Source organism: Paraburkholderia tropica (genome assembly GCF_900109265.1).
GTDB classification, from domain to species: domain Bacteria; phylum Pseudomonadota; class Gammaproteobacteria; order Burkholderiales; family Burkholderiaceae; genus Paraburkholderia; species Paraburkholderia tropica.
Genome location: NZ_FNZM01000003.1, coordinates 246656 through 261756, shown reverse-complemented (window position 1 = coordinate 261756; position 15101 = coordinate 246656). Strand labels below are relative to the sequence as shown.

The window sequence follows — 15101 nt, the reverse complement described above, 5'->3', positions numbered from 1 at the left end:
CCCCTGCTCGCCCGAACGCGCGGGCGGGCGTGACAAACCGCTCCCTTTCTTCATGTGTCTTAGCTGTCTTGTTGTCCGGTCCGCTTGCCGCCGCGCTTTCCCCAGGCGCGCAAGTCCGCGTATAGATGCTGGAAGAGGCCGCCGATACCGCCGAGGCCCGCTCCGAGCACGTTCGAGAGCGCGCGCAGCGGGGCGTCGGCCTGACGGCCCTCGGCCCAGCCGGTCCACGCATCGGCGCGCGAAAAGGTCGTCTTCACGAAATCGAATTCCTGCGCCTTCGTCATTTCGAGGAACTGCAGGCCGGCGCGCCCCGGCGCCGAAAAGCTCACGGTCGCGCGAAACGCGTATTCCTCGTCGCCGCGAAACAGCGACACCGTCACCGTTTCATGCAGCGGAATCGCAATGTTCTGCGGCAGCGCCACGCCCACGCCGCCCTCGGAGTAATCGAGCGTCTCGCACGCGAGCGTGCGGCCCGTGCCGAAACGCAGCATCACCGGCATCTTCATGGCCACGCGGTGCACCGCGCGCACCTGCTTGTGCTCGTTGGCGGCGGCCACGCTCGCGCCGAGAATCAGCATGTTGTAGGCCGTCCACGCGAGGTTCAGCAGCGTCGTGTTGACCACGCTCTTCACGTGCCAGTACGCGTGGATATGCCAGAGCCCGACCAGGAAGCCGATCAGGTTCAGCATCAGCAGAATCAGGTACGGGCGCGAGATCGCCCAGTCGAAATAGTTCTCGGCGATCTTGCCGCCCTTCGCCGTCACGTTGAACTTGCCGAGCTTCGGGTTGATCAGCGCGAGCAGCGTGGGCGCGGTGATGTACGACGCGAGCACCGACTCGTAGACCTCCGCCCAGAACGAATGGCGGAACTGGCTCTGCATGCGCGAGTTCGTGACGTTCGCATGGAACATGTGCGGCAGCGCGAACAGCGCGATGGTCGCCGCCGACGCCTGGATCACGTGCGCGCCGAAGAACAGGAACGAGAGCGGCGCGGTGAGGAACACGAGACGCGGGATGCCGTAGAAGAAGTGCATCATCGCGTTCAGATAGCACAGGCGCTGGCCGAACGAGAGGCCCTTGCCCATCAGCGGATTGTCGACGCGGAAAATCTGCGTCATGCCGCGCGCCCAGCGAATGCGCTGGCCGATGTGGCCCGAGAGGCTTTCGGTCGCGAGACCGGCGGCCTGCGGAATCGCCAGATACGCCGTGGTGTAGCCGAGCCGATGCAGCTTGAGCGCGGTATGCGCGTCCTCGGTCACGGTTTCCACGGCAATGCCGCCGATCTCTTCGACCATCGAGCGGCGCAGCAGCGCGCACGAGCCGCAGAAGAACGTGGCGTTCCAGAGATCGTTGCCGTCCTGCACGAGGCCGTAGAACAGCTCGCCTTCGTTCGGCACCTTGCGGAACGTGCCGAGATTGCGTTCGAACGGATCGGCGGAAAAGAAGTGGTGCGGCGTTTGCAGCATCGACAGCTTCTTGTCGCGCAGAAACCAGCCGAGGCAGACCTGCAGAAACGAGCGCGTGGGAATGTGGTCGCAGTCGAAGATCGCGAAGTATTCGCCGTCGGTGATCTTGAGCGCTTCGTTGATGTTGCCCGCCTTGGCGTGGCGGTTGTGCGCGCGGATCGTCCAGTTCACGCCCACTTCCTCGCAGAAGGCCTTGAAGTCGGGACGGCGGCCGTCGTCGAGCACGTGGATCGAAAGCTTGTCGGACGGATAGTCGAGCGCGAGCGCCGCGTAGATCGTGGGCTTCACGACCGAGAGCGGTTCGTTGTAGGTCGGAATGAAGATGTCGACGGTCGGCCAGTCGGCGCGCGAGGCGGGCAGCGGCACCGGCTTGCGCTTGAGCGGCCAGGCGGTCTGGAAGTAGCCGAGCATCAGCACGAGCGCGGCGTAGACTTCGGCGGACACCAGCAGCAGGCCCCAGACGGCGTCGAGCGGACGCGTCCAGTACGTGGTTTCCGTGAGACGCCAGTACATGTAGCGGCCCGAGGCGATCACGGAGAGCATGATCATCACGAGCGTGGCGTAATGACCCGCGAAACGCCGGAAGAACAGCGCGCAGACGAAGCAGCAGATCGCGAAGATCAGTTGCTCGCGGTCGGGCAGCGGCACCGTGAAGACGAAAAACAGCGCGCACAGCGAGAACACCGTGAGGAGCGCCATCACCGGCAGGCTGCCCCAGAAGCGCGCGTCGGCGAAACGCTCGAGGCGCGACGTGCCCTTGCCGCCGTCTTCCTGCGCGCCCGCGCCGGGACCCGACTCGATCGTGCTCATGCCACGCTCCTGCGCGACGGCGCGCGATCCGACTCCAGCGCGTTCAACAGCCATGCGCCGAACGCGCGCATGTCGGCGGCGGCCTGGCACAGCGGGTCGTAGCGCACGACCGTGGTGTTGCAGGCGAGCGATTCGCTCACGCCTTCGTCGTCGTGCACGACGCCCGGAAACATGTGGTCGCCGAGCATGTCGCGCAGCACGCGCAACACGTCCTTGTTGAGCTGGCGCGACTGATCGACCTGATTCACCACATAGCCCTCGCCGCGAAACTCGGGGCGCGGCGCGGCGTAGGCGTCGATCATGCGTTGCATCTGCGGGATCGCGGCGTACGACGCGGCGTCCGCGAGCACCACGTTGACCGCGAAATGCGCGGCGGTGAGCGCGGCGCGCGTGTACGCGGACGAGCCCGGCGGCGTGTCGATCACGACGATGTCCGGTGCGTCGAGGCGCAGCGACTCCAGACCGCGCAGCAGCCATTGCGGGTTTTCGTCGAGATGGCGCTCGAACAAATGCTGTTCTTCTTCGATCAGCGCGCCGAACGCGAGCACCACCACGCCGTCGCTGCCGTCGACCATCGCGCTCTGCCAGGGCGCGCCCGTGAGCGCCGCGCGCGACAGGCCGTCGACGCTGTCGAGCGGCACGCCGAAATACAGGCGCAGCGAGTTCTGCGGGTCGAGATCCACCGCCACCACATGGCGGCCCTGCGCCGCGAGCACCGAGGCGAGATTCGCCGCGACGGTCGTCTTGCCGACGCCGCCTTTCGCCGACACCACACTCACCACTTTCATGGCCCGCTCACTCCCTTGAGAAACCACGGACGGCGCGGCGCGGCTTCACTGCTGCCATCACGGTTGCCGGTGTTGCTGTTTTTACCGATGTTGCCGACGTTGCCGCCCCGCAGCCGGTCGAACAGATGGTTCAGGCGTGCGGGCGCGGCGTCGGGCGCCGGTGCGTGCGGACGCGCGCCACCCTCGCCCGCACCCACGCGGCCGAAGAGTTTCTTCAGCGGCGTGGCGTCGACGGCGGTGGTCGCATCGATCGCATCGATCGCACCCCGCGCGGCGAGAGCACGCGGCGTGCCTGAGACGCGCGAGGCATCGGCTTGAATGGCGGGCGACGGGTTGAGCATTGGCGCTGCGGCTTGCACCGGCGCCGGCTTTTGCATCGACGCGAAAGCCGGCGCGCCCGCTGCGCCCAGCGCCGACGCCGGTTGCGCAAAGCGCGGCGCGAGCGGAGGCAAAGCGCGCACCGCTTCCGTCGACGCTTCGTTCGCCGCCGCATTCGTTGCGCTTACGTTCGTTGCGCTTACATCAGACGTATTCGCGGCGGACCCAGACGGCGTCACGTCGCCGGTCGCGGGAATCGCGAAAGCGAGCGGCGCGGCATCGGCTTGCGCATCGGCGGCCGATACAGTTTGCGAGTTCGGGTCGGCTTTCGCATCGCCTTTCGCTTCGTCCTGTGCACCGCGCAAGGCGGGCGTCGGCGAAAAACGGAATGCACTGCTCGTGGGCGCAGCGGGCTTTTCCTTGCGGATGACCGGCGGCACGTCGCGGCGCGGCGAGCGCGTGAACAGCGGCGCCGACTGGCGCAGCGTCGCCTGGGTGTCGTCGCGCTGGGCGCGCGGCAACTTCACGCGCAGTTCGGGCGCCTGCGGTGCGCCGGGCTTCGCTTCCGCCGCCGACAGATCGACCTCACGCGGATCGATCATGCCGAGCAACGGCCAGCGGCCGCGCGCATCGCGGGCCTCGTTTTCCATACGGATTTCCCGATAACTGCTCGCGTCTCCGCCGAACCGGTCGAAGAGCGCTTTGACATCGCGCGAGGTGCTCATGAGACGACTCACTGGCCGTGGCCAAAATCAAGGACTGACAAAACGGTACGAGCTCATTGCACAAGCTCGGTAAAAGCTGCCGATCACAACCGGCAACCCGAAACGCGCGCCGCACGTTCATCGCGCGGCGACGCGCGCCGGAGCAACGCGCGGGCGACAGGTGTCTATAACGGCACGCGCGGCGCCCGACTTCAGGCTGTTGCGCGCGCGAGACGGAATTCGACGACGAAACCTTCGTCGGGCACGTCCGCCTGCGCCACCACCAGTTCGGCCGCGCCCATGGCGTCGAGCCAGGCCTGGTAGCAGCCTTGCAGGAAGGCGGGCGTCCAGGCGAGCGCCGCGCCGCCGAACGCCGCGAGCGGCGCGCCGTAATGGATGATGCGCAGGTAGTCGCCTTCGTCGGCGAGTTCCACGTAGCCCCACTGAATGCCCGACCAGTGCGCATTCAACGCATCGGCGAGGTCGTCGGTGGACTCGCACGGCGGCAACGCATGGCTTTCGGCGAAACGCGCGCCGACGCGGAACATCAGTTGACGCAGTTCGTCAGGGCTCAGCTGGGACTCGAATTCCGCGGCGAGGGCCCGCAACAGGCCGCGCCACTGGGGGGAAAGATGTTGCTCAAGCAGAAAATCGACGACGGTCGGCATGGGCAGGCTGGTCCAGTTCAGGTCGGAAACGCAAAGGTTTTGCACACTTCGCAACACGGCGTTCGTGGCTCGCACGTGACGTGCCACAGGCCCCCGCCTGACTACCGCGCGCATTGAAAGCTATTTGAAATATCGAGCGCAGTCTGATAAGCAATCGCAACATTTCAGACTAAGCCTTGAAATGTTTCATACAAAATCAGCACCGCCTTCTCGGAAGCCGAAGTATAACGCACGCATATATTGTTAATCCGACGATATTTCTGCCAAACGCTTGATAGCTCCCCTTTTAGAGACAGCCGGCGTTACCGATTCTTTCATCCGACTGTCACTTTTTTGTAATACGAAAATGCCGCACGATCGTTCGCCGGAACGGCTGTCGGACGGGCGTGTGGCGCGGATCCGGGGTGCGGCATCGCGCCGCGCCGCCGGACCATTCGCCGCTCGCGGAATGCTCTTATGTGAGCACGATTCATCTCGATGGCGGGAATAGTGGCGCGTAATGACGAATCGTTATTCATCTCGTCGAATAATTCGCGACGGACAGACGGTATTCAAAACGAATGAGAACGCCGCCCGCATGCCGCCTCGCGCAGAAAGATTGCGTAAGAGGCAGACGATAGATTGAGTAAGAAGCAGTCTCGATAAGTCAGGGAACCGCTTTTTTGCGATGCAGGACGCATTTTGAGACGACTTCGTCGCGTGCGCGTCTTGCCCGCCGGTCTTAATGCATCGACGCCCCGCATTTGGGATTTTATTTATTGAAAAAAGGAAAGTCCGCACTGAATTGGCGCGTAAAGTCCAGCGATTTAATTAATCGAATTGCTTTCTGCGCCTTTAATGTGGAAATGACGCGTTCTAAGCATGCTGGAACAGAGCATACTTGATTGTCGGCGCGCGTTTTTTCATCGGGAGACCTGTCATGCAAACCGGATTCGCCACGGGCTTTTCGCACGTCAAACCGCAGGACACGGATTTCAAGGGCGGCGGCCTGCGCGACTTCTTCGTCTATCGCGACCTCGGCATTACCGAGGCCACGCACGGCAAAGTGGTCGCGCAGCTCGTCAGGGCCAACGAAGCGCCCGAAGCCGGCACGGGCTGGCATCGCCACGAGGCGGACTTCCATATCGTCATCATGCTCAAGGGCTGGGCGCGCTTCATGTATGGCGATCGCGAAACGCTGGTCGAGGCGGGCGATTGCGTGCATCAGGCGCCGGGCATCGCGCATTTCCTGTTCGATTATTCGCCCGACATGGAGTACCTGGAGATCGTGAGCCCCGCCGACTTCAAGTCGATCGACGTGGACGCGCCCTGCGAGGTGCCCGCGCCCACGCCGTGGCGGGAGGACGCGGCACCAGCGGCGCCGTGACGCGGCGGCGCGCCGTCGCGCCGCTTGTATCGACGTCTAGGCCTGCGCGGCGCGCGCGATGACGGCTTCCGCGTGCGCTTCGGCGGCGAGCAGCGCGCCCAGCGTGACCTGACCCGCGTCCGCGGTGGCCGACGTCGTCGAAGCCGCGCCGATGCGCCGCGCGCGCGGCTCGTGATCGTGGATCGTCGCGCGCACCAGCGGGTAGATCTGCGTGTCCCAGCGGCGTCCGTTGAACACGCCGTAATGCCCCGCGCCGGTCTGCACGTGATGCGTCTTCATATAAGGACGCAGGCCGGAGCACAACTCCTGCGCGGCCACCGTCTGACCGACGGCGCAGATATCGTCTTTTTCGCCTTCGATCGTGAGCAATGCGGTGCGCCGGATCGCATGCGGTTCGACGAGGCGCTCGCCCACCTTCAGCTTGCCGAGCGGCAGCGCGTACTGCTGGAACACCGCGCTGACCGTCTCCAGATAGAACTCGGCCGTCAGGTCCGTGGTGGCGAAATATTCGCGATAGAACACGCGGACCGCGTCGGCTTTCGCGGGGTCGCCCTTCGCGCGCTCGTGGCGCATCTCCTCGAACGAGGCCAGATGTCGCTCCAGATTCATCGACATGAACGCGCTCAACTGCACGAAGCCCGGATAGACGCGCCGCTGCGCGCCGGGAAAACCGCCCGGCACGGCGCTGATCAGATTGCGCTCGAACCACTCGATCGGCTTGCTGTTGGCGAGGTCGTTGACCTTGGTCGGATTCACGCGGCAGTCGATCGGCCCCGCCATCAGCGTCATGCTCGCGGGCTGCGCGGGATCGTTGTCGGCGGCCATCAGCGAGACGGCGGCGAGCGCGGCCACGGTCGGCTGGCAGATCGCGACCAGATGCGCGTCCGGCCCGATGCGGCGGATGAACGCCATCACGTGCTCGACGTATTCGTCGAAACCGAAACGCCCCGCCGACAGCGGCACGTCGCGCGGATTGTGCCAGTCGGTGATGTAGACGTCGTGATCGGCGAGCATGGTGCGCACGGTGCCGCGCAGCAGCGTCGCGAAGTGGCCCGACATCGGCGCGACCAGCAGCACGCGCGGCTGCGGCGCGGGCGTGTCCTTGCGAAAGTGCAGCAGCGAGCCGAACGGCGTGCGCTTGACAACCTCCTCCGTCACCGGCGTGCGCACGCCGTCCACCTGCACGGCGTCGATGCCGAACGGCGGCCGCGCGTGCGTGAGCCCGGCCATTTCGATCTGTTCCCAGCAGGCGTCGAGATAACGCGCGTCGATGCCGGTCGCGAAGGTGGGCCACGCGGTGGGCCACGCAGCGGACCACTCAGCGAGCGCCGCGCGCGCGAACGAGGCGGCGGCGCGCCACGGGCGCGTGAAATCCGCGAACGCCTGATAGGCCGGATAGGCAAGCAGGTTCATGGGCGCAAGCTCCTGATCGGGGATGAGCGGCAATGGGCGCAAGAGAGGCAATAGCTATGCCACTCGCGGTTCGGCAGGCTCGTGCGCGCTCATTGGCACGGTGCTTGCAATTTTTCGGTGACGGCTCGACGGACAAACGGCGCAAGGACGACGAACACACGGGCGAAGGATTCGCGCATGCGCGGCGCGTCACAGCGCGGCGCGGCTTCACGGCATTGTTACGTTCGTGTGATATCCGTACGACCGGCCCGTGACTGCGCGTGAGCGCACGTGAAGGCGCGCACCGCGAAGCCGTGCGCTTTCAGGCGCGGCGTCCCTTCGCGGTGCATCGCGCCCGAACGCTGTGCGCCGCGCTACAGATTGGTGTGATGCGGGTGTGATGCCCGAGGAGGCCGCATGGCTAGTCAGACAAGTCAGACGAATACGACCTTGACGATCAGCAGCCGCAATTATTCGTCGTGGTCGATGCGCGGCTGGCTGCTCGCGAAACTCGCGGGTCTCGAATTCGAAACGCTCGCCGTGCCGATCGACGACGCCGCCGCGCGCGCCGAACTGCTGCTGCTCTCGCCGTCGATTCTCGTGCCCTGCCTGCGCCACGACGGCAACGAGATCTGGGACACGCTCGCCATCTGCGAATACCTCAACGAAATCCGCCCGCAGGCGCATCTGCTGCCCGCCGACCGCAAGGCGCGCGCGCACTGCCGCTCGGTGTGCGGCGAAATGCACTCGGGCTTCGGCGCGCTGCGCTCCGCGCTGCCGATGAACCTGCGCGGCCACTTTCCGTCGTTCCGCATCTGGTCGCGCGCGCACGACGACATCGAACGCATCGTGACGATCTGGCGCGACTGTCTCCAGCGCTACGGCGGCCCCTGGCTGTTCGGCGAGATCGGCGCCGCCGACGCCATGTACGCCCCCGTCGTCACGCGTCTGCTCACCTACGACGTGCCGATCGACCCCGACATCGGCGAGTACTGCATGCGCGTGCTCAAACAACCGTATGTAGCCGAATGGATCGCCGCCGCGAAGGCGGAAACGGAGGACATCGACGAGCTCGACATGGAGTTCTGAGCGGCGCGCCTTGCCATGCTCGCGTCGGCATGGAAGTTGCATCGGGCGTTCTGGCCCGAAACGGAAGCACGCGACCGCAAGAACCGTATTTAGAACGAACCAGCAGCGGACGGAAGAACTATCTATGACGCAAGCCTTCTTCAACGAGATGTTCGAGCAAGGGCAATTCGACGTTCGGGGCGTGGCCGCCACGGCGTTCGCTCAGGTGGGCGAACCGCGCGCGCATTACCGCGAATTCTTCGCGTGGATGCGCGGCCAGAGCGAGCAGCAGATGCACAAGAAGCGCGCGGAAGCCGACACGATCTTCCGGCGCGTGGGCATCACCTTCGCCGTCTATGGCGAGAAGGACGTCACCGGCGCGGGCACCGAGCGCACGATTCCCTTCGACGTGATTCCGCGCATTTTCCAGCGCGACGAATGGAACAAGCTGGAGCGCGGCCTGCGCCAGCGCGTGAATGCGCTGAACCGCTTTATCCACGACATCTATCACGATCAGGAGATCGTCAAGCGCGGCATCGTGCCCGCCGACCAGATCCTGAACAACGCGCAATATCGCCCGGAAATGCAGGGCGTGAACGTCGCGCGCGACATCTACGCGCATATCGCGGGCATCGACATCGTGCGCGCCGACGAGGGCGAGTTCTACGTGCTCGAAGACAATCTGCGCGTGCCGTCGGGCGTCTCGTACATGCTCGAAAACCGCAAGATGATGATGCGGCTCTTTCCGGATCTGTTCGTGCGCAACCGCATCGCGCCCGTCGCGCATTATCCCGACCTGCTGCTCGACACGCTGCGCGCCGCCGCGCCCTCGGGCGCCGACAATCCCACCGTGGTCGTGCTCACGCCGGGCATGTACAACTCGGCGTATTTCGAGCACGCGTTCCTCGCGCAGCAGATGGGCTGCGAGCTGGTCGAAGGTCAGGACCTGTTCGTCGACAACGACTATCTGTACATGCGCACGACGCAGGGGCCGCAGCGCATCGACGTGATCTACCGCCGCGTGGACGACGACTTTCTCGACCCGCTCGTCTTCCGTCCCGATTCCACGCTCGGCGCGGCGGGCCTGATGAACGTCTACCGCAAGGGCAACGTCACGCTGTGCAACGCGGTGGGCACGGGCGTCGCCGACGACAAGTCGATCTACCCCTACGTGCCCGACATGGTGCGCTTCTATCTGGGCGAAGAACCGCTGCTCAACAACGTGCCGACGTGGATGTGCCGCAAGCCCGACGATCTCCAGTACGTGCTCGATCATCTGGCCGATCTCGTCGTGAAGGAAACGCACGGCGCGGGCGGCTACGGCATGCTGATCGGCCCGGCGTCGACGAAAGCCGAAATCGAGGCGTTCCGCGCGGCGCTGCTCGCGAATCCCGACAAATACATCGCGCAGCCGACGCTCTCGCTCTCGACCTGCCCGACGTGGGTGGAAGCGGGCATCGCGCCGCGCCATATCGATCTGCGTCCGTTCGTGCTCTCGGGCAAGGAAGTGCGCATGGTGCCGGGCGGCCTCACGCGCGTGGCGCTGCGCGAGGGCTCGCTCGTCGTCAATTCCTCGCAGGGCGGCGGCACCAAGGACACGTGGGTGCTCGAACGCTGATCCGCGAACTGTGCAATCGCGCAATCGCGCAACCGGTCAGGAAACCGGATCAAACGGTCTCATGCCGGTTGCGACGCAGCCGAGCCCGAAGCCGCAGCCGCAGCCGCAGCCGAAATCACGCGATGAACGAACCGCAATTTGTCGATGACCGGCGGGGCCAGCGCGAACGGATAGCCGTCCGGCATGCCGAGGCTGCGGTTCAGGCTGTTCAGCACGTAGGTGAGCGGAAACCAGCGCGCCATCAGGTTATCGAAGCTCGCTTCGTCGACGGGCGTCTGGTCGAGCAGCACCGGTTCGTCGCGGCGCTCGGGCAGCAGCGCGAGCCCGCAGGCAGTGGCCGTGTCGAGCGTATCGACGATATGCAGGTAATGCGCCCACGTTTCCGCCCAATCCTCCCACGGATGCACGGACGCGTAGGCGCTCACGTAGCGCTCGGCCCAATCGGGCGCGGGAGCGTTGGCGTAATGCGCGGCGAGCGCGTCGGCGTAATTGGCGCGCTCGTCGCCGAACAGCGTGCGAAACGGCTCGATGCGGCGCGTCTCCATCACAAGGCGGTCGAAATAGTAATGGCCGACTTCGTGGCGGAAATGGCCGAGCAGCGTGCGATACGGTTCGTGCAGCGAGACACGCGTGCGTTCGCGATGAGCGTCGTCGGCTTCAGCGATGTTCATCGTAATGAGACCGTGATCGTGGCCGGTGAGCACGCGCTGGCCGTCGCCGGTGTCTTCGAGAAACTCGAATTGCAGGCCGTGTTCGGGATCTTCCGCGCGTGTGGCGAGCGGCAGGCCGAGCGCGGTCAGCGTGGCGAGCAGACGCCGCTTGGCGGTTTCGAGCCGATACCAGTAGACGCGGTTGTCGGGCCGCGAGAGATCGGGAATCGTGCGCGTGAACTGGCAGGCGCGGCAGAGCGTGTCGGGCGAATCGGCGGCGATCATGCCGTTGCAGATATTTTCGACCGCGTAGTTGTGACATTGGCGGAACAGCGCGGCCGCTTGCACGCCCTCCGCCGCCGCGGCCTGGCGCCGGATGCGCCACAAGCCGTCGCCCGCCGCTTCGAACGCGTGCATCTCGCCGCTTTGCGGCACGTAGCCGAGCCGCGCGTCGCAGCGTTCGCAGCGCTCGTTCTCGAAAAACACCAGTTGATTGCAGTGATCGCAGTGAAAGGTTTTCATCGCCGCCGTCCCGGGGTGAGTGTGCCGCGCGAGGCGCATGCCGCGCGCGCGCAGCCTCGCGAAGCACGCGGCGTGCCGCGCGCCGCTGTCACATCGCGCACTCGTTGTCCCGGCATCATAGCCACGCGCCGCGCGCGCGCCCTGTTTCATCGTCCACGTCGATCGAGGAGTCGGATGTGTCCATCCGTGTCGCGTTAAACCATGTCACGCAGTACCGCTACGACCGGCTCGTGCATCTCGCGCCCCACATCGTGCGGCTGCGCCCCGCGCCGCACTGCCGCACGCCCATCGTCTCGTATTCGATGCGCGTGGAGCCCGCCGATCACTTCGTGAACTGGCAGCAGGACCCGTTTTCCAACTACCAGGCGCGGCTGGCCTTTCCGGAGCCGATGCGCGAGTTCCGCGTGACCATCGATCTGGTCGCGGAAATGGCCGTCTACAACCCGTTCGACTTCTTCCTCGAACCGGGCGCCGAGCACTTTCCGTTCGCCTACACGCCCGAGCTGGCCGCCGAACTCGCGCCCTATCTCGTGCGCAGCGAGCCGACGCCGCGTTTCGCCGCCTTCATCGAGTCGATCGACCGCACGCCGTCCGCCGAGACCCGCACGATCGACTTTCTGGTCGGGCTCAATCAGCGCCTGCAAAGCGAGATCGGCTATTTGATCCGCATGGAGCCGGGCGTGCAGACACCCGAGGAAACGCTGGAGAAGGGTTCGGGTTCGTGCCGCGACACCGGCTGGCTGCTGGTGCAGACGCTGCGCCAGCTCGGGCTCGCGGCGCGTTTCGTGTCGGGTTATCTGCTGCAATTGAAGCCCGATGTGAAGGCGATCGACGGCCCGGTCGGCGCCGAATACGACTTCACCGACCTGCACGCGTGGTGCGAGGTCTATCTGCCGGGCGCGGGCTGGATCGGCTTCGATCCGACTTCGGGCCTGCTCGCGGGCGAAGGCCATATTCCGGTCGCCTGCACGCCGGAACCGGGCAGCGCCGCGCCCATTTCCGGCGCGCTCGACGACTGCGAAGTCGAATTCGAGCATTCGATGACGATCGAGCGCGTGCTGGAAACGCCGCGCGTCACCAAGCCCTACACCGACGAGCAATGGGCGGCGATGCAGGCGATGGGCGCGCAGGTGGACGCCGCGCTGACCGGCCAGGACGTGCGCCTGACGATGGGCGGCGAGCCGACCTTCGTGGCCGAGCGCGACCGCGATGCACCGGAATGGAACACCGACGCGCTCGGCCCGACCAAACGCCGCTACGCCATCGCGCTGATGGACAAACTGCGCGCGCAGTACGGCGCGCGCGGCTTTCTGCACATCGGCCAGGGCAAGTGGTATCCGGGCGAGCAGTTGCCGCGGTGGGCGCTCTCGCTGTTCTGGCGCGCGGACGGCCAGCCGTGCTGGCACGATCCGTCCTTGTTCGCCGACGAACGCACGCCCACGCATCACACGGCCGCCGACGCGCAGCGCTTCATCGCGCATCTCGCGGGCAAGCTGGGCGTCGAGCCGAAATACGTGCAGCCCGGCTACGAGGACACCTGGTATTACCTGTGGCGCGAGCGCCGCCTGCCCGTGAACGTCGATCCGTTCGAATCGCGTCTCGACGACGAACTCGAACGCCTGCGCCTGCGCCGCGTGTTCGACGCGGGGCTCGACGCCGTGACCGGCTACGTGCTGCCGCTGGTGCGCGAGCGCGCGTCGTCCGCGCTGCCGGCGCTACAGTCGCCGCGCTGGGTCAGCGGTCCGTGGTTCTTCCGCGACGAGCGCATGTATCTGATGCCGGGCGACTCGCCGATGGGCTATCGCCTGCCGCTCGACTCGCTGCCGTGGGTGGCGGCGGCCGATTATCCGTGGCAGCACACGCACGATCCGTTCGCGCCCGCCGAGCCGCTGCGCAGCGCCGCCGAATTGCGCATGCAGTATCGCGAAGGTTTCGAGCTGGGCGCGCAGGCATATGGCGATGCAGGCGGCGCGCTGGGTGCTGATGCTTCCGCTGACGGCAGTGGCGATGATGAAAGCCCGCGCGGCCTCGCCGACGACCGGGCCGCCCACGCCAACTTCACCGATCGCTACCCGCAACGCGGCGAATCCGCCGCCTGGATCCGCCGCACGGCGCTGTGCGTCGAAGCCCGTGACCCGGCGCGCGCCGCCGGTCCGAAAGCCGAAGCCGACGCGTTCGGCAGCGGACAAGGCCAGTTGCACGTCTTCATGCCGCCGCTCACCGAACTCGACGACTATCTCGACCTGCTCGCCGCCGTCGAAGCCACCGCCGGCGACCTCGCGCTGCCCGTCGTCGTCGAAGGCTATCCGCCGCCGCGCGACGCGCGCCTGAAAATGCTCCAGGTCACGCCCGACCCCGGCGTGATCGAGGTGAACATCCACCCGTCGTCGAACTGGGAAGAACTGGTCGAGCGCACCGAATTCCTCTACCGCGCCGCGCACGAAACCGCGCTCTCGTCCGAGAAGTTCATGCTCGACGGCCGCCACACCGGCACCGGCGGCGGCAATCACCTCGTGCTCGGCGGCGCCACGCCCGCCGACAGCCCGTTCCTGCGCCGTCCCGACCTGCTCGCGAGCCTGATCGCGTACTGGCACAACCATCCGTCGCTGTCGTATCTGTTTTCGGGCCTCTTTATCGGGCCGACGAGCCAGGCGCCGCGCGTCGACGAAGCGCGCAACGACCAGGTCTACGAGCTCGAAATCGCCTTCGCGGAGATCCAGCGGCAGGTCGATCTGCTGCGCGGTTTCGGGGACGCCAGCATGAATGGCGGAAGCGGCGCGCCCGTGCCGCCCTGGCTGATCGATCGCGCGCTGCGCAACATCCTGATCGACGTGACCGGCAACACGCACCGCGCCGAGTTCTGCATCGACAAGCTCTATTCGCCCGACGGCCCCACCGGCCGCCTTGGCCTGCTGGAACTGCGCGGTTTCGAAATGCCGCCGCACGCGCGCATGAGCCTCGCGCAGCAACTGCTGCTGCGCGCGCTGGTGGCGCGCTTCTGGCGCACGCCGTACACGCAGCGCCTGACGCGCTGGGGCACCGAGCTGCACGACCGCTTCATGCTCTCGACTTTCGTGCAGATGGATTTCGACGACGTGCTGGCCGAGCTGCGCGACGCGGGCTTCGCGCTCGACGCCGGCTGGTTCGCGCCGCACTTCGAATTCCGCTTCCCGGTGGTGGGCGAATTGCAGACGAGCGGCATCGCGCTCACGCTGCGCAACGCGCTCGAACCGTGGCACGTAATGGGCGAGGAAGGCGCGCCGGGTGGCACGGTGCGTTACGTGGATTCGTCGGTGGAACGTCTGGAAGTGCGCGTGCTGGGCCTGAACGAAAGCCGCCATCTCGTGACCGTCAATGGCCACGCGCTGCCGCTCCAGCCGACCGGACGCGTCAGCGAAAGCGTGGCGGGCGTGCGCTTTCGCGCGTGGCGCCAGGCGGCGTCGCTGCATCCGACCATCGGCGTGCATGCGCCGCTCACGATCGATATCGTCGATACGTGGAGCGGCCGCGCCATCGGCGGATGCCAGTATCATGTTGCGCATCCGGGCGGCCGCAATTATCAGACGTTTCCGGTCAACGCGTACGAGGCGGAGAGCCGGCGGCGCGCGCGCTTCTTCACGACCGGGCACACGCCCGGGCCGTTCGAGGCCGCGCCGCCCTCGCGCAGCCTTGAGTTTCCGTTTACGCTGGATCTGCGGCGTGGCTGATTTCTGCCGATAACACGGTTGACT

At 66.1% G+C, this 15101-nt stretch carries 10 protein-coding genes; 4 read left to right on the top strand and 6 right to left on the bottom strand.

Going from position 1 to position 15101, the window contains the following annotated elements:
* Positions 1-59 precede the first annotated feature (59 nt).
* The 4 genes from bcsA to bcsD all read right to left on the bottom strand — a co-directional run bounded on the left by bcsA (position 60) and on the right by bcsD (position 4754).
* Positions 60-2276, bottom strand: a complete 2217-nt coding sequence (gene bcsA / locus BMY06_RS05710) for a UDP-forming cellulose synthase catalytic subunit (RefSeq protein WP_065060889.1) — start codon at positions 2274-2276, stop codon at positions 60-62.
* On the bottom strand, positions 2273-3064 hold the full coding sequence (gene bcsQ, locus BMY06_RS05705; RefSeq protein WP_065060890.1) for a cellulose biosynthesis protein BcsQ: 792 nt from the start codon (positions 3062-3064) through the stop codon (positions 2273-2275). Before bcsQ ends, bcsA begins: the two co-directional genes overlap by 4 nt.
* Positions 3061-4107 carry a cellulose biosynthesis protein BcsP gene (bcsP, locus tag BMY06_RS05700; protein ID WP_074981966.1) on the bottom strand — a complete coding sequence of 349 codons (1047 nt, stop codon included), beginning with the start codon at positions 4105-4107 and terminating at the stop codon, positions 3061-3063. The genes bcsQ and bcsP overlap by 4 nt, the downstream gene beginning before the upstream one ends.
* 191 nt (positions 4108-4298) lie before the next feature.
* Positions 4299-4754 (bottom strand): cellulose biosynthesis protein BcsD, encoded by a 456-nt coding sequence (gene bcsD, locus BMY06_RS05695; protein ID WP_065060892.1) that lies wholly within the window; start codon positions 4752-4754, stop codon positions 4299-4301.
* 919 nt (positions 4755-5673) lie between these two features.
* On the opposite strand from bcsD, the gene BMY06_RS05690 reads away from it, so the two are divergent.
* Positions 5674-6120 carry a cupin domain-containing protein gene (locus BMY06_RS05690; protein WP_074981964.1) on the top strand — a complete coding sequence of 149 codons (447 nt, stop codon included), beginning with the start codon at positions 5674-5676 and terminating at the stop codon, positions 6118-6120.
* A gap of 36 nt (positions 6121-6156) precedes the next feature.
* On the opposite strand, the gene BMY06_RS05685 is transcribed toward BMY06_RS05690, so the two are convergent.
* Positions 6157-7533 (bottom strand): polyhydroxyalkanoate depolymerase, encoded by a 1377-nt coding sequence (locus BMY06_RS05685; protein ID WP_065061029.1) that lies wholly within the window; start codon positions 7531-7533, stop codon positions 6157-6159.
* A 396-nt stretch (positions 7534-7929) separates the two neighbouring features.
* Here BMY06_RS05685 and BMY06_RS05680 point away from each other — a divergent pair, with 396 nt between their 5' ends.
* Both BMY06_RS05680 and BMY06_RS05675 read left to right on the top strand, forming a co-directional pair.
* The gene (locus BMY06_RS05680) at positions 7930-8601 is read left to right on the top strand and encodes a glutathione S-transferase family protein (RefSeq protein ID WP_065060894.1); all 672 of its coding nucleotides are present in this window, start codon (positions 7930-7932) and stop codon (positions 8599-8601) included.
* A gap of 124 nt (positions 8602-8725) precedes the next feature.
* The gene (locus BMY06_RS05675; protein WP_065060895.1) at positions 8726-10198 is read left to right on the top strand and encodes a circularly permuted type 2 ATP-grasp protein; all 1473 of its coding nucleotides are present in this window, start codon (positions 8726-8728) and stop codon (positions 10196-10198) included.
* A 59-nt stretch (positions 10199-10257) separates the two neighbouring features.
* Here the strand turns inward: BMY06_RS05675 and BMY06_RS05670 are convergent, their stop codons facing one another.
* Positions 10258-11370, bottom strand: a complete 1113-nt coding sequence (locus BMY06_RS05670) for a zinc-binding metallopeptidase family protein (protein WP_080180848.1) — start codon at positions 11368-11370, stop codon at positions 10258-10260.
* Between the two features lie 176 nt (positions 11371-11546).
* On the opposite strand from BMY06_RS05670, the gene BMY06_RS05665 reads away from it, so the two are divergent.
* Entirely contained in the window at positions 11547-15077 is a 3531-nt protein-coding gene (locus tag BMY06_RS05665; RefSeq protein ID WP_074981962.1) for a transglutaminase family protein, read from the top strand.
* Positions 15078-15101: the final 24 nt, after the last annotated feature.

Excerpts from the sequence above, each read along its gene's own strand:
- BMY06_RS05690 (WP_074981964.1), top strand. The coding sequence starts at position 5,674 with ATGCAAACCGGATTCGCCACGGGCTTTTCGCACGTCAAACCGCAGGAC.
- BMY06_RS05685 (WP_065061029.1), bottom strand. The coding sequence starts at position 7,533 with ATGAACCTGCTTGCCTATCCGGCCTATCAGGCGTTCGCGGATTTCACG.
- BMY06_RS05675 (WP_065060895.1), top strand. The coding sequence starts at position 8,726 with ATGACGCAAGCCTTCTTCAACGAGATGTTCGAGCAAGGGCAATTCGAC.
- bcsD (WP_065060892.1), bottom strand. The coding sequence starts at position 4,754 with ATGCCGACCGTCGTCGATTTTCTGCTTGAGCAACATCTTTCCCCCCAG.
- BMY06_RS05670 (WP_080180848.1), bottom strand. The coding sequence starts at position 11,370 with ATGAAAACCTTTCACTGCGATCACTGCAATCAACTGGTGTTTTTCGAG.
- bcsP (WP_074981966.1), bottom strand. The coding sequence starts at position 4,107 with ATGAGCACCTCGCGCGATGTCAAAGCGCTCTTCGACCGGTTCGGCGGA.
- bcsA (WP_065060889.1), bottom strand. The coding sequence starts at position 2,276 with ATGAGCACGATCGAGTCGGGTCCCGGCGCGGGCGCGCAGGAAGACGGC.
- BMY06_RS05680 (WP_065060894.1), top strand. The coding sequence starts at position 7,930 with ATGGCTAGTCAGACAAGTCAGACGAATACGACCTTGACGATCAGCAGC.
- bcsQ (WP_065060890.1), bottom strand. The coding sequence starts at position 3,064 with ATGAAAGTGGTGAGTGTGGTGTCGGCGAAAGGCGGCGTCGGCAAGACG.